Annotated in this window: 21 protein-coding genes; 5 read left to right on the top strand and 16 right to left on the bottom strand. The window is 43.7% G+C overall.

From position 1 onward, the window contains the following. Positions 1-63 precede the first annotated feature (63 nt). Positions 64-1,188: an alanine dehydrogenase gene (gene ald, locus AC3CKG_RS05295; protein ID WP_017107652.1), complete on the top strand. Its 1,125-nt coding sequence runs from the start codon at positions 64-66 to the stop codon at positions 1,186-1,188. Positions 1,189-1,344: 156 nt separating this feature from the next. Here the strand turns inward: ald and AC3CKG_RS05290 are convergent, their stop codons facing one another. Then, positions 1,345-2,547, bottom strand: coding sequence for a methyltransferase (locus AC3CKG_RS05290; RefSeq protein WP_488528931.1), 1,203 nt, complete (start codon positions 2,545-2,547; stop codon positions 1,345-1,347). A 147-nt stretch (positions 2,548-2,694) separates the two neighbouring features. After that, positions 2,695-3,669 carry an HTH-type transcriptional regulator CysB gene (cysB, locus tag AC3CKG_RS05285; RefSeq protein WP_017109939.1) on the bottom strand — a complete coding sequence of 325 codons (975 nt, stop codon included), beginning with the start codon at positions 3,667-3,669 and terminating at the stop codon, positions 2,695-2,697. A 322-nt stretch (positions 3,670-3,991) separates the two neighbouring features. On the opposite strand from cysB, the gene AC3CKG_RS05280 reads away from it, so the two are divergent. Continuing rightward, positions 3,992-4,756, top strand: coding sequence for a hypothetical protein (locus tag AC3CKG_RS05280; RefSeq protein ID WP_017107649.1), 765 nt, complete (start codon positions 3,992-3,994; stop codon positions 4,754-4,756). A 103-nt stretch (positions 4,757-4,859) separates the two neighbouring features. Then, the gene (gene miaE / locus AC3CKG_RS05275) at positions 4,860-5,654 is read left to right on the top strand and encodes a tRNA isopentenyl-2-thiomethyl-A-37 hydroxylase MiaE (protein WP_269194707.1); all 795 of its coding nucleotides are present in this window, start codon (positions 4,860-4,862) and stop codon (positions 5,652-5,654) included. Positions 5,655-5,754: 100 nt separating this feature from the next. On the opposite strand, the gene pyrF is transcribed toward miaE, so the two are convergent. From pyrF to AC3CKG_RS05220, 11 genes are all read right to left on the bottom strand, one after another. Further along, positions 5,755-6,450: an orotidine-5'-phosphate decarboxylase gene (gene pyrF, locus AC3CKG_RS05270; protein ID WP_017109942.1), complete on the bottom strand. Its 696-nt coding sequence runs from the start codon at positions 6,448-6,450 to the stop codon at positions 5,755-5,757. Positions 6,451-6,573: 123 nt separating this feature from the next. Then, the gene (gene lapB / locus AC3CKG_RS05265) at positions 6,574-7,749 is read right to left on the bottom strand and encodes a lipopolysaccharide assembly protein LapB (protein ID WP_029225966.1); all 1,176 of its coding nucleotides are present in this window, start codon (positions 7,747-7,749) and stop codon (positions 6,574-6,576) included. Positions 7,750-7,760: 11 nt separating this feature from the next. Next, entirely contained in the window at positions 7,761-8,033 is a 273-nt protein-coding gene (locus AC3CKG_RS05260) for a LapA family protein (RefSeq protein WP_017107645.1), read from the bottom strand. A gap of 129 nt (positions 8,034-8,162) precedes the next feature. Further along, a complete protein-coding gene (ihfB, locus tag AC3CKG_RS05255; RefSeq protein ID WP_010439923.1) occupies positions 8,163-8,447 on the bottom strand; it encodes an integration host factor subunit beta in 285 nt (94 codons plus the stop codon). 99 nt (positions 8,448-8,546) lie between these two features. Beyond that, positions 8,547-10,217, bottom strand: coding sequence for a 30S ribosomal protein S1 (gene rpsA / locus AC3CKG_RS05250; RefSeq protein WP_017057038.1), 1,671 nt, complete (start codon positions 10,215-10,217; stop codon positions 8,547-8,549). 106 nt (positions 10,218-10,323) lie between these two features. Further along, the gene (gene cmk, locus AC3CKG_RS05245; protein ID WP_017107644.1) at positions 10,324-11,004 is read right to left on the bottom strand and encodes a (d)CMP kinase; all 681 of its coding nucleotides are present in this window, start codon (positions 11,002-11,004) and stop codon (positions 10,324-10,326) included. Positions 11,005-11,282: 278 nt separating this feature from the next. Then, a complete protein-coding gene (gene kdsB / locus AC3CKG_RS05240; protein ID WP_017109945.1) occupies positions 11,283-12,029 on the bottom strand; it encodes a 3-deoxy-manno-octulosonate cytidylyltransferase in 747 nt (248 codons plus the stop codon). After that, positions 12,029-12,208 (bottom strand): Trm112 family protein, encoded by a 180-nt coding sequence (locus AC3CKG_RS05235; protein ID WP_004736429.1) that lies wholly within the window; start codon positions 12,206-12,208, stop codon positions 12,029-12,031. The genes kdsB and AC3CKG_RS05235 overlap by 1 nt, the downstream gene beginning before the upstream one ends. After that, entirely contained in the window at positions 12,189-13,196 is a 1,008-nt protein-coding gene (gene lpxK, locus AC3CKG_RS05230; protein WP_102315153.1) for a tetraacyldisaccharide 4'-kinase, read from the bottom strand. The genes AC3CKG_RS05235 and lpxK overlap by 20 nt, the downstream gene beginning before the upstream one ends. A 14-nt stretch (positions 13,197-13,210) precedes the next feature. After that, entirely contained in the window at positions 13,211-14,959 is a 1,749-nt protein-coding gene (gene msbA, locus AC3CKG_RS05225) for a lipid A ABC transporter ATP-binding protein/permease MsbA (protein ID WP_076671351.1), read from the bottom strand. A 31-nt stretch (positions 14,960-14,990) separates the two neighbouring features. Then, positions 14,991-17,300 (bottom strand): DNA internalization-related competence protein ComEC/Rec2, encoded by a 2,310-nt coding sequence (locus AC3CKG_RS05220; RefSeq protein WP_488528930.1) that lies wholly within the window; start codon positions 17,298-17,300, stop codon positions 14,991-14,993. Between the two features lie 17 nt (positions 17,301-17,317). Between AC3CKG_RS05220 and AC3CKG_RS05215 the strand changes: the two genes are divergently transcribed. Next, the gene (locus tag AC3CKG_RS05215; protein WP_017107639.1) at positions 17,318-17,830 is read left to right on the top strand and encodes a DUF2062 domain-containing protein; all 513 of its coding nucleotides are present in this window, start codon (positions 17,318-17,320) and stop codon (positions 17,828-17,830) included. A gap of 186 nt (positions 17,831-18,016) precedes the next feature. Here the strand turns inward: AC3CKG_RS05215 and lolE are convergent, their stop codons facing one another. The 3 genes from lolE to lolC are packed head-to-tail and all read right to left on the bottom strand — an operon-like array spanning position 18,017 to position 21,155. Further along, entirely contained in the window at positions 18,017-19,261 is a 1,245-nt protein-coding gene (gene lolE / locus AC3CKG_RS05210) for a lipoprotein-releasing ABC transporter permease subunit LolE (RefSeq protein ID WP_488528929.1), read from the bottom strand. After that, positions 19,262-19,954: a lipoprotein-releasing ABC transporter ATP-binding protein LolD gene (lolD, locus tag AC3CKG_RS05205; protein ID WP_017083246.1), complete on the bottom strand. Its 693-nt coding sequence runs from the start codon at positions 19,952-19,954 to the stop codon at positions 19,262-19,264. Next, complete coding sequence (gene lolC, locus AC3CKG_RS05200) at positions 19,947-21,155, bottom strand: lipoprotein-releasing ABC transporter permease subunit LolC (RefSeq protein ID WP_488528928.1); 1,209 nt, start codon at positions 21,153-21,155, stop codon at positions 19,947-19,949. The genes lolD and lolC overlap by 8 nt, the downstream gene beginning before the upstream one ends. A gap of 227 nt (positions 21,156-21,382) precedes the next feature. Here lolC and AC3CKG_RS05195 point away from each other — a divergent pair, with 227 nt between their 5' ends. Continuing rightward, entirely contained in the window at positions 21,383-21,952 is a 570-nt protein-coding gene (locus tag AC3CKG_RS05195; protein WP_488528927.1) for a PilZ domain-containing protein, read from the top strand.

The following is a 21,952-nucleotide window of genomic DNA, read 5'->3' as shown; positions in this document are numbered from 1 at the left end:
TATTAATTCGACAGAATTACCCTACACATAGATAAAACAACCATAATATAATAAGGAGTCAGGATGATCATTGGCGTACCTAAGGAAATCAAGAACCACGAATACCGCGTTGGTATGACCCCTGCTAGCGTGAGAGAACTAATCTCACATAGTCACCAAGTTTTTGTTGAAACCAATGCCGGTACTGGTATCGGTTTTTCAGACGATGATTACATCGCTGTAGGCGCATCCATTCTTCCTACTGCTGCTGACGTTTTCGCGAAAGCAGAGATGATTGTAAAGGTTAAAGAACCTCAAGCTGTCGAGCGAGCTATGCTTCGTGAAGGGCAAATATTATTTACCTATTTACACCTTGCACCAGATTTTCCACAAACGGAAGAGCTAATCAAGAGCAAAGCTGTCTGCGTAGCCTATGAGACTGTAACAGATAATATGGGTCGCTTGCCACTATTAGCACCAATGTCTGAAGTCGCTGGTCGCATGTCTATTCAAGCAGGTGCACAAACACTAGAAAAATCTAACGGTGGTTGTGGTCTTCTTCTTGGCGGCGTTCCTGGTGTTGAGCCAGCGAAAGTTGTTGTAGTTGGCGGCGGCGTTGTTGGTGCTAACGCAGCACGTATGGCTGTTGGCCTTCGCGCAGACGTAACCATTCTTGATCGCAACGTAGATACGCTTCGTCGTCTTGATGAAGAATTCCAAGGTCGCGCAAAAGTGGTTTATTCTACTGAAGACGCTATTGAGAAGCATGTTCTAGAAGCAGACCTAGTGATTGGTGCAGTACTAATCCCAGGCGCAGCCGCTCCTAAACTTGTTACAAAAGATCACATCGCTAAGATGAAGCCAGGTTCCGCGGTTGTTGATGTTGCAATCGACCAAGGTGGTTGTTTTGAAACTTCACATGCAACGACTCACGCCGATCCAACTTACATCGTTGATGACGTAGTTCACTACTGTGTTGCTAACATGCCAGGTGCCGTTGCTCGTACTTCTACTTACGCACTAAACAATGCAACACTTCCTTACATTGTTAAGCTAGCGAACAAAGGCTACCGCGAAGCACTTCTATCTGATGAAGGTTTCCTAGAAGGTCTAAACGTAATCCACGGTAAAGTGACTTGTAAAGAAGTTGCAGAAAGCTTTGACCTAGAATACGTAGCGCCTGCAGAAGCAATCGCAATGTTTAACTAATGATGTAATGACTAACTGAACGTAAAATTTTCTCGTTGAAGCGTTCAGTTACAACACATTAGAAAGCCAGTCCGACATCGTCGAACTGGCTTTTTTGTGTCTATAGCACTATCGCTCGTGAGCTATAAACAACGGTCTATCTTATACTCGTGTGATTTATCGGTCGCTCTTAACACCATGAATCAACAGGTTTCGAGGAGTAACACTGCGCTCACAAAACTCTTCTATCGAAGCTTCATAGCCTTGCTCTTCCAGATAGATGGCACGGTCTAAGGCCAACCATATCTCTAATGGTCGTCTAAAGACTTGCTGAACCAAACTCAGCTTTTCCATTTCCCAGAAAAGCGCTTCGCCTTGAACAAGATAGGGTTCAAAGTCGATATTGGAGTCAAGAGGTAACTTTTTCACTTCAGATGCCCAGTAACAAAATGATTCAAAGCCTTCGGATAGCTCTGATTTCTTGATGCTCGGTACTGGAACGTACTCGTCGACACCAAGTTCACCCTTAAGTAGTTGGCTAAAGCCTAATCGGTAACTCATTTCTAACTGACGGTGTCTCTTGACCCTTTCACCACCGGTGACGGTTTCTTGAAGCGGGATTCTTAAATCACTTTTACTTAGAGTTAATGCCGAGTTTTTCGCGACGGAAGACATGGCTTGGTAGTTTTCATCACGAATAAGATGGTAGCAACAAGGAGAAATGGTCACTGCAGGAAGCCCATGTGAAACAGACTTTTTCACTAATTCGACATGAAGGTCGCCACAAGCGTGAAGAGCAACAGCATGTTGATTCGAGTTAAACACCCGATCTGCCTCTTTTGAAAACGCGTCACCTTGAACAAAGCTCATATCTAGATGTTGAGCATCTGCAATCTTTTGCCCGCTTTCACACAGTGACTGTTGCCACTCAAAGCTAGTGACCTTTTGATCTGATTGCTGAGATAAGATTCGACCGAGAAAGCCTTTACCAGAGCACCATTCAAGCCACTCTTTACCATGATGGTGCTCTAATGAAGCCTCACCCATCGCGACGATTTGTTGCAGCTTTCTGCCAGGAATACGATCGGCAGTACCGCGCGGAAGATCAAGCCCAACTAAGACCGAATTATCAAACTGGATATTTTGATTCGCAGTTTCTAATTCAGGAAGAAAACGGATAAGTTCCTTAATCAACACTTGAGGTTGCTCTTTCAGAATCTGAATGTTCTCGATACTCAAGCTATTCAACCAATCAACAAGAGGACGATTCACATCAACCCATGGCTGTTGCTGAGTTTGGCATAAGTGAAAAGGCTCAGAACGCCAATAAACTTGGTGTTCTAACAGGAATGAGTCGAGAATTGTAAATCGTGAATGCATGCTTCCCCCTATGGTGCGAGGATTGTAGGGGTAAGAGACCAAAATAGAAAGGTTCGATAGTAAGAGAACAAAAACGGCAGCAAAAGCCAGAAAGAAAAACGGCCTGTAAATACAGGCCGGATAAGAATCTAGAGTCGCACGATGAGATTAACGAACAGGCAGTTCGATATCTTTAAACATCTCTTCAATCTCGTCATTCGATTTAAGAGAAATAGCTTGCTCAACCACAGGGCGAGTGAGATGCGGTGCAAAACGCTCCATGAAATCGAACATGTAAGAACGTAAGAAAGTACCCTTTCTAAAGCCAATACTTGTGGTACTCGCACCAAACAAGTGGCTTGCATCAATGGCAACCAAATCGGTGTCTTGCTCGTGATCAATCGCCATACTTGCAATCACGCCTACGCCAATCCCCATGCGAACATAAGTTTTAATGACATCAGCATCAGTAGCCGTGAATACAACACGTGGAGTCAGGCCAACCTTATTGAACGCGGTGTCGAGTTCTGAGCGTCCAGTAAAGCCGAAAACATAAGTCACTAGAGAATATGCAGCAAGGTCTTCAATTGACACTAGTTTCTTTTGGGCTAGAGGGTGATCTTTGGTGACAACAATCGAGCGATTCCAGTGATAACAAGGCAACATAATCGCGTCTTGATATAAGTGAAGTGCTTCGGTCGCAATGGCAAAGTTAGCCGTGCCTTTCGCTACCGCTTCTGACATTTGGCTTGGCGTTCCTTGGTGCATGTGAAGCGACACTTTAGGATAACGAGCTGTGAAGCCCTTAATCACATCAGGCAGAGCATAACGAGCTTGGGTGTGCGTCGTTGAAATGTTTAATGTGCCCATTTCAGGATGAGTGTGTTCACCAGCAACGGCTTTAATGCTTTCAACACGAGCGAGAATCTCTTGAGAGATACGAATAATATCTTCGCCAGCCTGAGTCACCTGCGTTAAGTGTTTACCACTACGCTCAAAAATCTGAATGCCCAACTCATCTTCTAGTAATCTAACTTGCTTACTAATGCCAGGCTGTGATGTGTATAGACTCTCTGCAGTCGCAGACACATTTAGGTTATGGTTTAGAACCTCAACAATGTACTTCAGTTGCTGTAACTTCATATCTAACCTCGCAATCCTTTACTCATTTATGTGCTAACTTATTTGCAAAGAGAGCGTCATAGTCTCGTGTAATATAATTAATAGTTATAACGCTTCATGCACTAAATTGATAGAAAAATTGAGTTTTTATAGGTTAACAAACAAAAACATCAGTATCGCTTTGCAACCAACTCCTCATTCTCATACATTAGTAGGTAAATTTTGATTGCCGATTGCGCTCAACAAGAGATAATCAGAAATCGCAATTTACGAGTGCCGATACACAATGGAATCGTGTATCCTCTCTAGTTAGCTATAGAAAACAACAAGCAGACACAAATATATGAATATTGGTTTAATAATCGCCTTAGTCGCCGTTCTTTTGGTGTTGGTTTTAGGCTACAACATCATGCTTCAATACAAAGTTAAGGTAGAAACAGCGAAGAAACAGGAAGCTTCTCGTTATCTAACCATTATTGACGGAACCGAAGAGTTGATTGGCAATGCGCATCACATGCCTTTTAGCCAAGACCTTCTTATATGCTTAAATAATCGAATCCTTGATGCACTTGAAAATATGTATCAGCTCGACCCTAAGAATAAGCAACTCCTGCAACGAATCGAAAGTGTAAAACAGCAGATCACACAACTAAAAGAGAACTACCAAGGTGGCGAAAGTACCACTTTCCGTGTTCCTAGCAGTGACAAGCAAGCAATCATGATGCTTAAGTTGGTTAAACGCCTTCGCGATACGGTTCGTAACGAACACAATAAAGGCCGCTTTGATACTCAAGCTTACGTGGTTGAAAATGCTCGCCTAGAAACGATCCAGATTCGTATCAACATTGAAAACGTGATCAAACGTGCTAACGATTCAATTTCTCGTGGACAACCAGGTACTGCGATTCAGCTATTACGCAAAGGTATCGATGCTTTAGCGACGAAGAACGATGCGTACTCTAATCAAGCAAAAGAAAAACTTCAGAATATGTTGAACGAGCTTGATCAAAAACGCCAAGACAAAAATGCTCAAGACTTACAGCAAATGGAATCTAAAGAGCGTGACGACGATATGGATGCCCTATTCGGTCAGAAGAAGAAATGGTAACCGTCTAACTCAAACACAAAAGGCCGCCTCATTTACATTAAATAGGCGGCCTTTTTTGTGCCTAGTGAATTTCCTTTCTCCGTATAGGGAGATCTCATGAGCTGTGATAAAATCGCGAATTATCAACAAACTTGCCCCGACCATGTATCAAGAATTATTAGCCCCAATACACTCTTTTCTTAAAGCTGAAACGCCAGATTCATGGATAGATGAAGCCAAGAAGCCTGAAAACCTTCATATCATTTTACGCGATCACATGCTTTGTGAACTCAAGGCCGCTCAAAGTGCTTTGTTCCTTATCCGCAAGTATGCGGTAGATAAAGAAAGCGCGAAGCAGCTGAATGAATGGATTTTGCCATACGAGCAATTTGCTTATCGTCGTATCGGAGACTTGGAGTCTCTACGTGGTAAAAGTAACGTATCGAAGCAAATCACAGCAAAAGAAGGCTGTAATTACGGCGCCGACTTGATCGATAAAATGGTGCTGCTAATTAAAGAAGAACTGCATCACTTTTATCAAGTCATGGAGTTGATGGTAAAGAAAGGCGTGACGTATCAACCGATTGAAGCGGGTCGTTATGCCAAAGGTTTAATCAAACAAGTGAAAACTTACGAACCAGACGCTCTGGTTGATAAGCTGATTATTGGCGCCTTTATTGAAGCTCGCTCTTGTGAACGCTTTGCTAAACTAGCTCCCTTCTTAGAAGAAGACATGGAGAAGTTTTATGTGTCTCTACTTCGCTCTGAGGCGCGTCATTATCAGGACTATCTTGAACTCGCTGAGCAAATCGCAGGGAAAGATATCTCTGAGCGTATTGCTCACTTTGCGCAGGTTGAAGCTGACCTAATCACTTCCGAAGACAGCGACTTCAAATTTCATAGCGGTGCTCCGGTTTAAGCTCAGCACAGAAAGTCCGAACCCATTGATATCTCGTCAGTAAATAATAAGGCCAGCAAATTGCTGGCCTTATTCATTCGTATCGCTATCTAAAAATAACTTAAACTAGCGTGCTGTTGATTTCAGCAAGTACTGCTGCAGGATCTGCTGCTTGAGTAATTGGACGACCGATAACTAGGTAGTCTGAGCCAGCTTGAATTGCTTGAACTGGCGTCATAATACGCTTCTGGTCACCAACATCAGCGCCTACAGGGCGAATACCAGGGGTAACAAGCTTGAACTCTTTACCCAACTCACCTTTCAATAATGAAGCTTCTTGAGCAGAACATACAACGCCATCTAAACCTGAGTTTTTAGTCAAAGACGCCAAGCGCATTACCTGCTCTTGTGGTTGAATGTTCAAACCAATACCAGCCAAATCAGATTGTTCCATGCTGGTTAACACGGTAACACCGATAAGTAATGGACGATCTTTACCGTAAGGTTCTAGAATTTCGCGTGAAGCCGTCATCATACGCTCGCCACCGCTCGCGTGTACGTTCACCATCCACACGCCCATCTCAGCAGCAGCACGTACCGCTTTTGAACATGTGTTTGGAATGTCATGGAACTTAAGATCTAAGAATACTGAGAAACCACGTTTATGTAATTCACGGACGAATTCAGGGCCAAACAGGGTAAACATCTCTTTACCGACTTTTAGGCGGCAAGACGCTGGATCGATACGATCAACAAAGGCTAATGCATCCGCTTGGTTGTCATAATCCAATGCTACAATGATTTTTTGGTCGTTCATTTCATCTCCTAACGCAGTTAACTTTCTTTAAATAATCACTACAAGTAATAGCGACAAATAACAGTCATAAAAATGCAGCCCGAAAGCTGCAATTATTAATTTGGTCTAACAATGACCACAAATCTATTCACCATCTAGCCCACGAATAGGCTTGATCGTCCCCCACCCTTTACATGAAGGGCAGTGCCAATACATCGAGTGTGTCGAGAACCCACACTGACGACAGCGGTAATGAGGTTTAACTTTAAGTTGTTCACCAACCATAGACTGAAGAGTCGTCAGACTGTCTTTCGCACGACCTTCTTCTGCTTCAGCAAGATGGTAATCGATTAATCGATAGAAGCCTTTCATGGTTGGGTTTTTAACCAGTTGCTTGGTCAGCAGTTCTTGAGCTGAGCCAACATCTTCATGATGGGCAACCAACTGAGCAAGCATCAATTCAGCTGAAACACCGGCTTTCTTTTGAATACAGGCTTTTAGAAATTCAACAAGTTCTGCCTCTTGGCCAAGCTTGTGGTAGCACTCAGCAAGGGTTGGAAGCACCTCACTGATAAAATCAATATCTTGTTCGAGCACCGATTCAAGACAGGTAATCGTCTTCTGGTAATCTTCATTCGCTAAATGGAACTTGCCCAAAGCAATACTGGCACGAACACATTTAGGGTCTTCAGAGAGCGCTTTTTTAAAATGCTGAAGAGCCTTAGAACGATTACCTTCGGCTTGCTCTTGCATTGCAAGCTCACACCAAAAGTGTGCAACAGTTGCACGCATCTTTCTTTTTTTCTTACCAAGCTTAACAAGAATATTGCCGTAATGGATCGCCTTGTTCCACTCTCGAGTTTGCTGGTAAATAGCGACCAGCTGTTGCAAAGCACCCTCTTTATGATCAGGTTCTTCTACAAGCTGTTCAAAGATTTTTTCAGCGCGATCGAGGAAACCAGAGACCATATAGTCTTTTGCGAGTTGTTGCAGTGCGAGGTTTTTTTGATCGAGAGTGAGCCCCGAACGAGAGATAAGATTTTGGTGAATTCGAATAGCTCTATCTACCTCACCTCTTGAGCGAAATAGATTACCCAACGCCAAGTGAGTATCAATGGTTTCATTGTCTACTTGAAGCAGTTCGATAAAGTGATCGACCGCTTTGTCAGATTGGTCCGACAACAATAGGTTCAAACCCGTCACATATTGACGGGAGATCTGGTGTGATTGCTTTTGTTTTTCTTGCTGAGCATTACGATTACCCATATACCAACCGTAAGCGGCTGCAATAGGTAAAAGTAAGAACAGTAACTCTAACATCAAATATAGCCTTAAGCTTTAGTTGCAGCAGCGACCTGCTTTGATTGCTTATTGACTTGTTTTTTCAAGCGATGAATTTTCAGCTGAGAACGCATGTGCATATTACCAAAGACTAACCAAGCAAGGCCAAAGCCTGAAACGAAGACAACACCTAATAAGCTCGATAAGTGGAAGTCACCTTGTGCTAGCAGATAATTGAAGTTCACAGTGGTTTGGTTCTGAGAGCCTAAAGCCAGTGCAATTAGGAAAAGTGCGATAACGGCGACTATTTTTATAATTTTCATAGTTCATCACTCATTGGTTGGTTAGCTGTACGATTATGCAGGAAAATTGCTAATCAGACCACCATATTATGGTCATAAAAAAGCGGCATACATTATAGTATGCCGCTTTTCTTAATTCCGATAAGTGGACTACAATCCTGAATTTACTCGTTCTCGTAGCTCTTTACCTGGTTTAAAGTGAGGAACGTATTTACCTTCCAGCTCTACCTTATCGCCAGTCTTTGGATTACGTCCAACACGAGGCTCGCGGTAGTGAAGAGAAAAGCTACCAAAACCGCGAATTTCGATTCGGTCACCACTTTCTAGTGTTGAAGCCATGTGCTCTAAAATGTCTTTTACAGCGTCTTCAATTTCTTTTGCAGAAAGGTGCGTTTGCTCAGCGCACAGTCTTTCAATCAATTCAGACTTAGTCATAGTTACCCTCGTTGGTTTTCTTTTTAGAAATTATAGACCTATCGGAAAAATAAGCAAAAAAAAAGGAGCCTTACGGCTCCTTCTTAGCGAAAAATTAAATTATTCGCCTTTAGCAGCTTTGAATGCGTCTGCCATTGCGTTACCGAACGCGCCTTCATCAGACTTGTTCAGTGAAGCCATTGCTTCTTGCTCATCAGCTTCATCTTTAGCTTTGATAGATAGGTTGATTACGCGGTTCTTACGGTCTACACCAGTGAACTTCGCTTCAACGCTGTCGCCAACGCTTAGGATTAGAGATGCATCTTCGATGCGGTCACGAGAAACTTCAGAAGCACGTAGGTAGCCTTCAACGCCTTCGATTAGCTCGATAGTAGCGCCTTTAGCGTCAACTGCAGTTACAGTACCGTTTACAAGAACACCTTTCTTGTTGTCAGCAACGTATGCGTTGAACGGGTCGTTTTCCATTTGCTTAACGCCAAGAGAAATACGCTCACGCTCTGCATCTACTGCTAGAACAACAGCAGAGATTTCGTCGCCTTTCTTGTATTCACGTACAGCTTCTTCGCCGGCAGCGTTCCAAGAAATGTCAGATAGGTGTACAAGACCGTCGATACCGCCTTCTAGACCGATGAAGATACCAAAGTCAGTGATAGACTTGATCTTACCAGTAACTTTGTCGCCCTTAGCTTGCATTTCTGCAAATGACTGCCATGGGTTAGCTTTACACTGTTTCAGACCTAGAGAGATACGACGACGTTCTTCGTCGATATCAAGAACCATAACCTCAACTTCGTCGCCAACATTAACAACTTTAGAAGGGTGGATGTTCTTGTTAGTCCAATCCATTTCAGAAACGTGTACTAGACCTTCAACGCCTTCTTCGATTTCAACGAAGCAGCCGTAGTCAGTTAGGTTCGTAACACGACCAGAAAGCTTGTGACCTTCTGGGTAACGCTTAGCGATTGCTACCCATGGATCTTCGCCTAGTTGCTTAAGACCTAGTGAAACACGAGTGCGCTCACGATCGAACTTAAGAACTTTAACTAGGATTTCGTCACCAACGTTAACGATTTCTGATGGGTGCTTAACACGCTTCCAAGCCATATCTGTGATATGTAGAAGACCGTCAACACCGCCAAGATCAACGAATGCACCGTAGTCAGTAAGGTTCTTAACGATACCTTTAACTTCAGTACCTTCTTGTAGAGTTTCAAGAAGTTCGTCACGCTCAACACTGTTTTCAGATTCGATAACAGCACGACGAGAAACAACAACGTTGTTACGCTTCTGGTCTAGCTTGATTACTTTGAACTCTAGCTCTTTGTTTTCTAGGTGAGCAGTGTCACGGATAGGACGTACGTCTACTAGAGAACCTGGAAGGAAAGCACGGATACCGTTAAGTTCAACAGTGAAACCGCCTTTAACTTTACCGTTGATGATACCAACAACAGTTTCAGCTTCTTCACAAGCTTTCTCAAGTACGATCCAAGCTTCGTGACGCTTAGCTTTCTCACGAGAAAGTTGAGTCTCACCGAAACCATCTTCAACAGCGTCTAGAGCTACGTCTACTTCAGCACCAACTTCAACTTCAAGTTCGCCAGCAGCGTTCTTGAATTGTTCAGCAGGGATAGCAGATTCAGACTTAAGACCAGCATCTACAAGAACGAAACCATTCTCGATAGCTACTACAGTACCTTTAACGATGCTGCCTTGTTGGAATTCAGTTTCAGATAGAAACTCTTCAAAGAGTTGAGCAAAAGATTCAGTCATTATTTAATCTTCAATAATTAAACGTCCATGGGTATCCTACCGCATGGGGTTGATAAATTCGCCGGTCATCATCCTTGCGACCAACGTTCGTACTAGCTCGGCGAAATTACCCAGCCAGTTTCGATTCAATATAGTGTAGTGCTTTTTCTACTACTTGTTCGATGTTCATCGAAGTAGAATCAAGCACAAGCGCATCCTCAGCTGGGCGTAATGGCGCAACTGGGCGATTACGATCTCGGTCGTCTCGCTCTTGGATCTCGCTCAAAAGGTCGTCAAATTTAACATCTAACCCCTTCTCTTGCAACTGTTTAAGGCGGCGGTTCGCACGCTCTTCAGCACTTGCATCTAAAAATATTTTCGCTTCCGCTTCAACAAATACAACGGTTCCCATGTCACGACCGTCTGCAACTAAACCAGGAGCGGCGCTAAAAGCACGCTGACGACGTAGTAGTGCTTCACGAACGCGAGGTAAAGCCGCTACTTTTGAAGCAGCCATGCCCGTTTCTTCTTTACGAAGTTCACCAGACACATCTTCGCCTTCCAAGATAACCTTAACCAAGTCACCTTCAGCAATAAACTGTACATCGAGGTGAGTAGCAAGCGGTACCAAAGCATCTTCTGATTCAGTATCTACACCGTGGTGAATTGCCGCTAAAGCCAGTACGCGATAGATCGCACCTGAGTCTAGAAGATGAAAACCTAGCTTGTCTGCTAGTAACATACACAGGGTACCTTTACCTGCACCACTTGGTCCATCAACCGTAATCACTGGGCTTTGAGAAGGCATCTTTTACTCCACGTTTTGTCGTAAGTTGTATTCTGTACTAGCAGATCGCCACTACTTTATAGGCGGCATATTATAAAGAAAAATTGAAAGTCGAGCGAGGTAATTCTCAGATAATTCAGAGTTGATGATGCATAAGGGAATGCAACCGACTCAATATCCCCCAGCTTAGTTCAATAAAACACACATATACGTTCTGTAGACGTAAAAAAGCCCCGCAATAAGCGAGGCTCTGTAATTTTGCATTTTTGTAGAGCAAAGAAGTAGTAGCTCAAAGAAGCTTAACCAATAATGGCGCGAACAGCTTCTAAGTCTTCTGGCGTATCAACACCAGCAGCAGGTGCTTCAGCCGCAACATCTACATGGATTTTCTCTCCGTACCACAGCACTCGTAGTTGCTCTAGGCACTCAATACGCTCAAGGGTACTTGGTTCCCAATTGATGTAAGTATTGATAAAACCCGCACGGTAAGCATAGATGCCAATATGACGCAGTAAAGGCGACTCCGCGGCCGTACCATTATTCGCGTAAGCATCACGATCCCAAGGAATCGTTGCTCGGCTAAAATACAGTGCGTAACCGTCTTTATCCGTTACGACTTTCACAGCATTAGGATTAAACACTTCATCAGCGTGAGTAATTTCCACACCTAGCGTTGCCATTGGTGCTGTGCTATTCGCCAAGTTATTTGCAACCTGATTAATAATTGCAGGTGGGATAAGAGGCTCATCACCCTGAACATTCACGATAATATGGTCATCGGGAATGTTCATCACTTCAATCACTTCAGCTAAACGCTCTGTACCTGATTCGTGATTCGGAGATGTCATACAAACGGTTGCACCAAATGCTTTAGCCGCTTTCTCAACTCGAGCATCATCGGTAGCGATAATAACTTTATCAGCACCCGCCTTCATTGACTGTTCGTAAACCCATTGGATCATCGGCTTTCCACCAATATCAGCCAATGGTTTCCCTGGCAAACGACTCGATTGGTATCTTGCCGGAATGACAACCGTAAACGACATTACTTACCCTCATCCATTGAAACGGTGCGAGCTTCAGGCTCCAGAAGAACAGGAATCCCCTCTTTGATTGGGTAAGCTAGGCGGTCAATTTTACAAACAAGCTCTTGCTTATCCTTGTCAAAAGTTAGTTTACCTTTACATACAGGGCAAGCAACGATCTCAAGCAGACGGTGATCCATAGTATTCCATAACCTCTTTTATTCTTTTTAAAATTTGCTGTTGCGAATCTTCATCAAACTGTGCAGAAACTGGAAGATACCACCAGTTTTCTTGCGCATAGTCTTCGCATTTAACAGCGTCTTTTTCTGTCATAATCATGTTCATACCTTTCTTTGCTAAGGCATGAAGTTCATCTTTATCAAAATCTTGATGGTCGGCGAAACCCTGTGTGAAAACCACATCGCCATCAAGATCTTCTAATGTTTTAAAAAAGCGCGGTGGATGACCAATACCAGCAAAAGCCACCAGCTTTTGCAATTTTTCTACTGGTACTTTCTGACCCGTCTTAAGGTTAACAGCTTGGCTTGGTAACAAAGACATCGAGAATTCACGGCCTTGAGGTTTACCGCCATTGTTAACCAAAAAATCCACGGTATCTAAGCGTGATATAGGCTCTCTTAATGGCCCTAAAGGAATGAGACATTCACTACCAAAGCGTCTCGCACCATCGATAACCGCAAATTCAATATCGCGTTCAAGGGCATAATGCTGAAGGCCGTCATCAGTAATAATGACATTAACACCTTCGTTCAGCAAAGCCTTCACTGCATTTGCACGGATAGGGTCAACCGCTACAGGCGCACCCGTTCGCTTTCGAATCAACCGTGGTTCATCACCTGAATGTTCGGCAGGTGTGTTCTCGTCCAACACTAACGGATAACTAGGGGCTTTCGCTCCATAACCTCGAGAAACCACACCAGGTTTGAAACCATTGGCTTGGAGCATCTCAACTAACCAAATAACCACTGGAGTTTTACCATTGCCACCCGCGGTAATATTACCAACAACGATCACAGGCAAAGGTGGGCGATAGGTTTCTTTCTTCCCAGAGAGATACGCTTCGCGACGTTGACCACTGATCATTTTGAACAACAGACTCAACGGCCACAACAGTGGCCAGAGAAGGTATTTTAACGGGTGATTGTTAAACCAAATTTTTTCGATCAAAACGAAGCCTAATCTTATTCGCCAAACTGGATTCGGTGTAATTGAGCATAAGCACCGTCATGTGCGATTAACTCAGCATGCGGACCTCGCTCAACAATATGACCATCGTCTACAACCAAAATTTCGTCAGCTTGCTCAATCGTTGATAATCGGTGTGCAATAACCAGTACCGTTTTATCTTTTTGTAACTCATCCAAAGCAGATTGAATGGCTCTTTCTGATTCCGTATCCAAAGCCGATGTTGCTTCATCTAGGATCAGAACTGGCGCTTCTCTTAATAACGCTCGTGCAATTGCAATACGTTGTCTTTGTCCGCCAGATAGGCTTGCACCGTTCTCACCAACAATTGTATCGATGCCGTTTTCCATGCCTTCGATAAATTCAGTGGCGTGAGCAAGCTTAGCAGCATGTTCAATTTGTTCGCGTGAGTAAACCTCACCAGCCGCATACGCAATGTTATTGGCGACCGTATCGTTGAACAGGTGGACATTTTGAGAAACAAGAGCAAAATGCTCCCGAAGATTTTTCAGCTCATAATCTCGGATATCATGTCCATCGAGTTCAATGGTTCCTGAATCCACATCATAAAAACGAGTAAATAGGTTGGCAATAGTACTCTTACCAGAACCAGAACGTCCGACCAACGCTACCGTCTTACCTTTTGGAATATTGAAACTCACCTTATCAAGAGCTGGTTTCTCTGCGCCCTCGTAAGTAAACGTCACATCTTTTACAGCAACTTCACCACTTACGGTTGCAGGCTTCAACGTACCTTTGTTTTGTTCTGTGTCGAGATCCATCAAACCAAATAGAGTCGTACTCGCCGCCATACCGCGTTGGAACTCAGACGTCACGTTAGTCAATGCTTTGAGTGGACGTAGCAAACCGAACATAGCCGAGAACACAACCGTGAACGTACCAGCCGTTAGTTCAGCTTTAATAGACTCGACACTCGCCAAGTAAAGAACAACCACAATCGCGATCGAAGCAATCATCTGAATAATCGGGTTCGCTGCAGCTTGAGCCGTTACCAACTTCATGCTTTGTTGGCGCATCTGATTACTAACGGTATCGAAGCGACCTCTTTCTAGATCTTGGCCACCGTAAGTTAGCACCACCTTATGACCTTTCAACATTTGTTCTGCTGAAGAAGCCACGTGACCCATGCTGGTTTGCATGTTCTTAGAAATCTTTCTGAATCGCTTCGATACAATGCTAATTGCCCAAGCTACAAAAGGAGCAACAGCAAATAGCACCAAAGACAACTGCCAGCTATTCCAGAACATCAGCGTCAACAGGCCAATGATACTGGCACCTTCACGGACAATACTGACCAAAGCCTTACTGGTTGCAGCAGAGACTTGCTCTGAATCGTAAGTAATTCGAGATAGCAGTGCGCCCGTTTGCTCTTTATCAAAGAAAGACACAGGCATGTGCATGAAATGACTGAAAATTTTACGTCGAATCTCCATCACCACGTTGCCAGAGACCCAACTCAAGCAATAGGTTGATACGAAGCCACTCACACCACGAATGAACATCATGGCAAAGATAATAATAGGGAGCGTGCGTAAAAAGTCAGATTCAGCGTTACCAAAGCCTTCATCAAGTAATGGCTTTAGTAATGAAATCATATAAGTATCAGAGACGGCATTTATAATAAGCGCAATAACCGCAACACCAAGGCCAGCCTTATACAGTCGAATATAAGTCCAAAGTCTTTTAAATGTGACCCAAGTGGTTTCATCTGTTTCTGTTGACATAGAATCGCTTAATTTTCTCACAATAATCTATCTATTCTACTCCCTTACGGAGCATCTGCCTATACCACTGCCTCCCCTGATGTTCTCTAATCGTATGATATTTCCAACCTTCCTTACTGATTGTGATGGTTATTTGTCCACTTTCGCCCGTATCTAACCATGTACTATCAGCCTCTCGATAGCGGTCGACGACAGATTGGCTAGGCATCCCCCACTGGTTTCCTTTAGACAATGAAGCGATGGCTAACTGTGATGAAACAGCTTCGATAAATCGAGCAATGGAAGAGGTTGAACTACCATGATGGGGAACCAACATCACATCACTTTTGAGCCGCGTAGCTTCGCGTGCAAGTAACCACTCACTGACCAATTCAATATCTCCGGTAAGAAGCATAGAAAACTCCGTGCTTGGCTCATAGATGCGCACAACACATGAATGAGGGTTATATGCTCTTTCAACACTTTTGGGCGGCCACAACACCTCAAACTCAACATCTTGCCAACGCCAAGACTCTCCAATCACACAAGCTTGATAGTTAAACGTAGACTGACTATTGAGCGAAACTGGAGGTTTAAGTCTTTGGCTAGCGCGTATCCATTTTGGGTTATAGTGAGAAAGTAATGCCTGATATCCACCAGCATGGTCAGCATCAAAATGACTGACAATCACCCCATCAATTTCCTTGATTCCCCTTCTTTCTACCGTAGGTATCAATAGCGACTCGACCACAGAACCGCCCGGCCAAGCATTACCTAGATCATAAACAACAATCCGGTTATTTTTTTGAAGAACAACCGACAAGCCATGTCCAACATCTAAAACATCGACTCTCAACACTTCTGGTTTGAGCTTTCCAAATTCCCACCACAAAACAAATACGGCACTGGCGAAAAACATCATTTTACGATGGAAGTAATGACGTAACAGACCGAATAGAAAAATGAAAAACACGAACAAAGCAGCGAGTTCATCATCAACCGTGAGCCAAAAACGTTCAGAGAAAGGCAGAGCCCAAACAACAGGTGTGAGCGATAGATCCACCAGAGCCCACAAATAACCAATGATATTATTCTCTGCCCAAATTGATTCAAATATTAAGCTGATAAACATCGCTAAGAACAACAAAGGAATCGTCACTATCGAAACCCAAGGCAGTAGGAAAAAGTTGTATAACACCGAGGCCAAACTGACCCCCTGAAAGAACAGCATTGAAAAAGGAGCCAGTAACAACGTCAGCATTAACTGGATTTTAAATAGCTTGAAGAGTTTTGTGAGTCGAGGGCTTTTGTAAGAAGAAAGATGAGTATTGGAAGCAATATAAAGAACGCCAGCTAACGCTCCAAATGAGAGCCAGAAGCTACTCGAAAGTACCGAAAATGGCCAAATTAACAAAACGACACAGAGACTCAAGGTCACATATCGAATCAAACTTATATTTTGACCTCGCCAAAGGAAATAGCTCGCAATGATGCACATAATTAACGCCCTAAGCGTTGGTAAAGTAAACCCTGCAAACCAACTATAAAAATACGCGAGCCCAAGACCAAATACAGTCGGAAGCCAAATAAAATGCGATGCCCCTAACCTAACAATTCTCCCTAGCTGGTAACCGATGCCAAAAGCAATGCCTATGTGCAACCCCGAGATCGCCATTAAGTGAACAAGCCCACTGCTCTTAAGCAAATCCCAGCGTTGTGATTGAATGAATTCCCTATAACCAAAGCTCAACGCCACAATCAGATCAGAGTTATCCAGCTGACTGATCGTTGTCAAAGTCCTTTCAAACCATCGAGCACGCAAGTTTGTACTAGAATGAATGCTAAAGCTTGTTCCGGCTTGATAGGTAACACTAGCAACGATCCTTTCACTGAACAGGTATTTTTCTAGGTCAAATCCGGCCTCGTTAAGTTTTCCAAAAACCGGTTTCATTGATACAGAGAGATGAACCTGATCTCCAAGTGTTAGCTTGAAAGGGGTAAACAAACGCAATTTTATCAATTGTGGAAAGATTAATTTTTCGCCGCCAATTGATCTAACTACTATTACGCTTTCAAAACCGTGGCTATTTTCACTAAAAAGGCTAACAACCGAAGCATTTATGGTAATATTCTGGCCAGATTGAAATAACTGACTTGTTTGTATTTTGATTGCATTCCCAAGGCAGGTAACTAGTATCAATGCAGTGACTGGACCTCTTGCACACCGGAAAACGCTATACTTTATTAATGTGAAAAGTAACAACAGCATTAATGGTGCCCAAACCCAATGTGGCATCACAGGCCAAAAGCTGGCAGACACAACTGTCGCAGCAAATGAAATTAAGAACCAAGTGTTAAACAAGAGAGTAGCTTCCTCCTATGCCAAGAAAGTTTATCAAACGATTTATGCCTGACCATGAGCTCATCAAGCGTCAGAAAGCATTGAAAATTTTTGGCAATGTTTTGTACAACCCCAACTTATGGTGCCTTAATCGTCGCTCTGCGGCGGGCGCGTTCGCTGTTGGGTTATTCATGGCGTTTGTCCCTTTACCAAGTCAAATGATTATGTCTGCAGGCCTTGCTGTTGCATGTGGTGTTAACCTACCGCTGTCTGTCGCATTGGTTTGGATCAGTAATCCCGTGACTATGCCGGTACTGTTCTACTTTGCTTATAAAGTAGGTGCGTTTGTTATGCATGTGCCGCCTCAAGCTTTCCACTTTGAATTGTCTTGGGATTTCATCTTGGCGCAAATGAGCACCATCGGACCTCCGTTCCTATTAGGTTGCATGATTTGCGGCGTTATCTCTGCGATGATTGGCTACTTTGGTATTCGTGGGTTATGGCGCTATTCAGTCGTAAGAAGCTGGAAAAAACGACAAGCAAGGTACTGAAACTATCGTTGGATGTGGGTGAATTGAAACTCACACTATGAGAAATCAGAACAACATCGGCTCTCTGCAATATTGGTATGTAACGAAAGTCGTAAAGAACACGAATTGAATTCAATAAAAAAGGATCCCATTGGGATCCTTTTTTACATTTATCGAAACTGGACTGATTTGTTATCGAGGCTAATGCTATTTAGAACTAAGCACCGCTGCTGGGTTCAGCTTAGCCGCTCGTGATGCTGGGTACCACGTGGCCAGTAGGCTTAGAACAATAGCAGTACCAGAAACTACAACAACATCCGTCATATTAAGTTGTGATGGCAAGAAGTCGACAAAGTAGATATCACCGGACAAGAACTGATGATCGACCAACTTTTCAAGCCCTTTGATAAGTGTCGTAAGATTAAGTGCGACTAACACGCCTATTGCACTGCCCACCAAGCTACCTAACACGCCTGAGAATACGCCCTGCCAAACGAAAATGCGTTTCACAAGGCCGTCCGATGCGCCCATGGTTCTTAAAATCGCGATCTCTGATGCTCTGTCTTTTACTGCCATCATTAGCGTCGAGACAATATTGAAACAAGCCACACCAATAACCAATACCATCACTAGATACATGATAGTACGAACCAACTGGATATCTCGGTACAAGAAACCAAACTTCTGTTGCCAACTACGTAAGTACACGTACACATCAAGCTGATTGCCAACTTCACGCACAATTGAGTTTGCATTCAGCACATCGGTCACTTTTAAAGAAACCCCTGTCACTGCCTCGCCTAGGTTTGCGTAGACTTGCGCATCGCCAATCGGGATTAGAGCCAAGCTGTGATCTATTTGACCGTTAAGCGTCAGTAAACCAACGACTTTGACTCGAACACGTTTAGGTGCTTGAACCTTCACCGACCCATTCACCGTCGGGATCATCAGAGTCAGATAATCACCCACTTTCGCGCCAAGTACATTGGCCACGCCAGAGCCCAAGATAATCTGTTGTTGCCCTGCCTTAAACTCACTCCAAGCTTTCTTATCGATAAAACTCGACAGGCTCGATACTTGTTGCTCAAGTTGTGGGTCAACACCGCGAACTTCAATTGCTTTCAGCTCTTTGCCTTTTTCGGCAAGCGCGGTAATTTTCACATAAGGTGCCGCCGCGACAACGTCTTCATGTTGGGTCGCTTGTTCGATCACATGCTCCCAGCGTGTCACAGGTTCATTGACGCCCTCAAATTCTCCATGCGGGATAACAGAAAGCACTCGTGATTGCAGTTCACGCTCAAAGCCATTCATCGCAGATAAACCAATGATGATCACCGCGACACCGACAGCAATACCGATCGTCGAAGACAGAGAGATAAACGAGACCATTTTGTCTCGTTGCTTCGCCCGACTAAATCGGCCGCCTATCAATAGAGATAAAGAAGAAAACACTTAGCTCTCCTCTTTTTCTACGTTAACCAGCAAACCGTCTTGCATGTGCAATTGGCGATCCATTTTTCCCGCAAGTTCACCATCATGAGTTACAACCAAGAAAGCGGTATCGTATTCGCGATTCAATTCACGCATTAAATCGTAAATAGACAGTGCTGTGTTGTGGTCAAGGTTACCTGTTGGTTCATCCGCCAGCACCAAAGCCGGCTTATTAACTAAAGCTCGCGCAATCGCCACACGTTGTCTCTCACCACCAGAAAGCTCTGAAGGTCGGTGATCAACACGATGACTCAATCCGACTTTATCCAACAAACGTTGTGCTTCTTCTTTCGCTTTCGCTGGCTTTTCACCACCAATAAGTAATGGCATCGCTACGTTTTCAAGCGCTGAGAAGTCCGAAAGAAGATGATGAAATTGATATACAAAACCAAGATGTTGATTACGAAGCTTTGCCTGCTTATTCGAACTCAAAGACGCTAAGTCCTGCCCAAGAAAACTCACGCTGCCGTCAGAAGCATCATCCAATGCACCTAAAATATGCAATAACGTACTTTTACCGGAACCGGAGGTACCAATAATTGCAACCAACTCGCCTTTTTCAATTTCGAAGCTGACACCTTTGAGGACTTCGGTATCCAACGAACCCTCGCGGTACGTTTTACGGATATCATTACATTGAAGGAAATTACTCATAACGAAGGGCCTCAGCAGGTTTCACAGAAGATGCACGATAAGAAGGAAATACAGTCGCGACAAGGCTAAGTGCAATAGCCAAAACCACAACAACCGCAATTTGGATTGGGTTAATCAATATTGGCAGTTGTCCACCAAATGAGAACAGAGCGACACCCATCGCCTCTAAAATAGTATTGAGGTTCGAAGCTAAAATCACGCCTAGGATGCCACCAGATAATGCGCCGATCACACCACTACTTGCACCTTGAACCATAAAGATCCCCATGACTTGACCATCACGCATACCTTGCGTTTTTAAGATGGCGACTTCGGATTGCTTCTCCATCACCACCATAATCAGCGCAGAAATGATATTAAACGCAGCAACACCAATAATCAGCCCAAGCATCAAGCCCATCATATTTTTTTCCATACGTACGGCTTGGAAAAGCTCGCCACGTTGGTCACGCCAATCACTCCACACCCAACCCTCTGGTAACGGGGTATTCGATAAATTTGCGACTTCAAATGGGTCATCAAAAAACAGTCGCCAGCCTGAAATCGTATCAGACTTATAACGCATCAATCGCCCAGCGTCTTTGATGTCGGTAACCATCAATTGAGCATCGATATCCGAGCCCGTGTTAAAAATGCCAGCTACGGTAAAATTTCGTTGGCTAGGAATACGTCCTAACGGTGTGTATTGGCTAGCACTGGTGACCATTAAGCGAACTTTATCACCCATAGACACTTTCAAGTTTCTTGCCAAGGTATGACCAAGGAAAAGCTGATACTGACCAGCCTTGAGTGAAGACAGTCTGCCAGCAATTAAATGATTCTGAAGAGGGTCATCTGAATTTGGTTCAATACCGATTAACAAGCCCGCAGATAACTGAGCAGGACTTTGGATCACCGCTTCACTGCGAACAATGGGTTCTACGTGACCATTGAGCGACATTTGCTCCGTAAAGCTAGGTGCTTGAGCAGAAAGTGACGTTGTGCCTCCTTGCTCGTAAACAACGGCTTGAGGAAGGACACCAAGAATTCGGTCTTTTAACTGCGCTTCGAATCCATTCATTACCGACAAAACAGTAACCAGAGACAGCACACCAATGGTGATTCCGGCTGTCGACATATAAGAAACAAAACGGCTAAAGCGATCACCTGAACGGCCTTTCAAATAACGCAGGCCAACAAACAATGAAATAGGATGAAACATACTTTGAACCATCTAAAGGAGATGCGGGTTAATGTAACGGGTATTGCCGTTACTGTGTAGGGGTTAATTGAAAATATAGAGTGAATTAACTCAATTAGTTAGGCTTGAAAAACAGAACCTTGTCAAATAGCCAACTTTCAAACAACTATTTGAGACTTTCAATTAACTGACCTTGATTACTGCGGCCACATAGCGATAATCAATAGATCACTTCAAGGAACTAACGCATGACAGAACAAGAGTTTTTCACCGTTCACCACAGCCTTACCGCTAATATTGAGCCAATGGACAGTAACTTCGCTTTACCTTCTCAGATTCAGTTCGAATCGGAGATCCCTGCCCCTTTTGTTGTGGCAAGTGAGTTTAGCCAATTGGACCTATTAGCCGATAGTGCTCGCAACGAACTGAAAAACAGCGACTTGAAGAATGTCATCAGTTTATTGGATGCACAGAACTCTAAATTAAATCTCTTGTTGAGCTTTATGTTATCGCAACAAGATGATGAACACTTTCGTACCCACACGTATTCATTTGGCGCGAGTCAGTTCTCTTGTTTTTCCAAAACAGATATCGAAGCGGGTCGCTTAGTTAAAGCTAAGCTCTTCATCGAGCACCCAGCCGCCGCTATTTATTGCTACGCAGAAGTCTTCGCTAGCGAACCAAAAGATTCAGGCTTCGAAATCAAATTCAAATACGCTCATCTTCGTGATACTGACCAAGACTTGCTGATCAAGGCTGCACTTCATCAACAACAAAAGCTCTTACGTCAACGCTCTCTAGAACGAGATAACAAGTAA

This window comes from Vibrio sp. QJM3NY_15, assembly GCF_057785995.1.
This window is presented reverse-complemented; position numbering and strand designations above follow the sequence as displayed.

What these genes read in the sequence shown, in the direction of transcription:
- AC3CKG_RS05290 (WP_488528931.1), bottom strand. Translation starts at nt 2,547, where the DNA reads ATGCATTCACGATTTACAATTCTCGACTCATTCCTGTTAGAACACCAA.
- AC3CKG_RS05260 (WP_017107645.1), bottom strand. Translation starts at nt 8,033, where the DNA reads ATGAAAATTATAAAAATAGTCGCCGTTATCGCACTTTTCCTAATTGCA.
- lolC (WP_488528928.1), bottom strand. Translation starts at nt 21,155, where the DNA reads ATGTTTCATCCTATTTCATTGTTTGTTGGCCTGCGTTATTTGAAAGGC.
- AC3CKG_RS05235 (WP_004736429.1), bottom strand. Translation starts at nt 12,208, where the DNA reads ATGGATCACCGTCTGCTTGAGATCGTTGCTTGCCCTGTATGTAAAGGT.
- cmk (WP_017107644.1), bottom strand. Translation starts at nt 11,004, where the DNA reads ATGCCTTCTCAAAGCCCAGTGATTACGGTTGATGGACCAAGTGGTGCA.
- cysB (WP_017109939.1), bottom strand. Translation starts at nt 3,669, where the DNA reads ATGAAGTTACAGCAACTGAAGTACATTGTTGAGGTTCTAAACCATAAC.
- ald (WP_017107652.1), top strand. Translation starts at nt 64, where the DNA reads ATGATCATTGGCGTACCTAAGGAAATCAAGAACCACGAATACCGCGTT.
- lapB (WP_029225966.1), bottom strand. Translation starts at nt 7,749, where the DNA reads ATGTTAGAGTTACTGTTCTTACTTTTACCTATTGCAGCCGCTTACGGT.
- pyrF (WP_017109942.1), bottom strand. Translation starts at nt 6,450, where the DNA reads ATGAACGACCAAAAAATCATTGTAGCATTGGATTATGACAACCAAGCG.
- rpsA (WP_017057038.1), bottom strand. Translation starts at nt 10,217, where the DNA reads ATGACTGAATCTTTTGCTCAACTCTTTGAAGAGTTTCTATCTGAAACT.
- AC3CKG_RS05215 (WP_017107639.1), top strand. Translation starts at nt 17,318, where the DNA reads ATGCCAAGAAAGTTTATCAAACGATTTATGCCTGACCATGAGCTCATC.
- lolD (WP_017083246.1), bottom strand. Translation starts at nt 19,954, where the DNA reads ATGAGTAATTTCCTTCAATGTAATGATATCCGTAAAACGTACCGCGAG.
- kdsB (WP_017109945.1), bottom strand. Translation starts at nt 12,029, where the DNA reads ATGTCGTTTACGGTTGTCATTCCGGCAAGATACCAATCGAGTCGTTTG.
- AC3CKG_RS05280 (WP_017107649.1), top strand. Translation starts at nt 3,992, where the DNA reads ATGAATATTGGTTTAATAATCGCCTTAGTCGCCGTTCTTTTGGTGTTG.
- msbA (WP_076671351.1), bottom strand. Translation starts at nt 14,959, where the DNA reads ATGTCAACAGAAACAGATGAAACCACTTGGGTCACATTTAAAAGACTT.
- ihfB (WP_010439923.1), bottom strand. Translation starts at nt 8,447, where the DNA reads ATGACTAAGTCTGAATTGATTGAAAGACTGTGCGCTGAGCAAACGCAC.
- AC3CKG_RS05195 (WP_488528927.1), top strand. Translation starts at nt 21,383, where the DNA reads ATGACAGAACAAGAGTTTTTCACCGTTCACCACAGCCTTACCGCTAAT.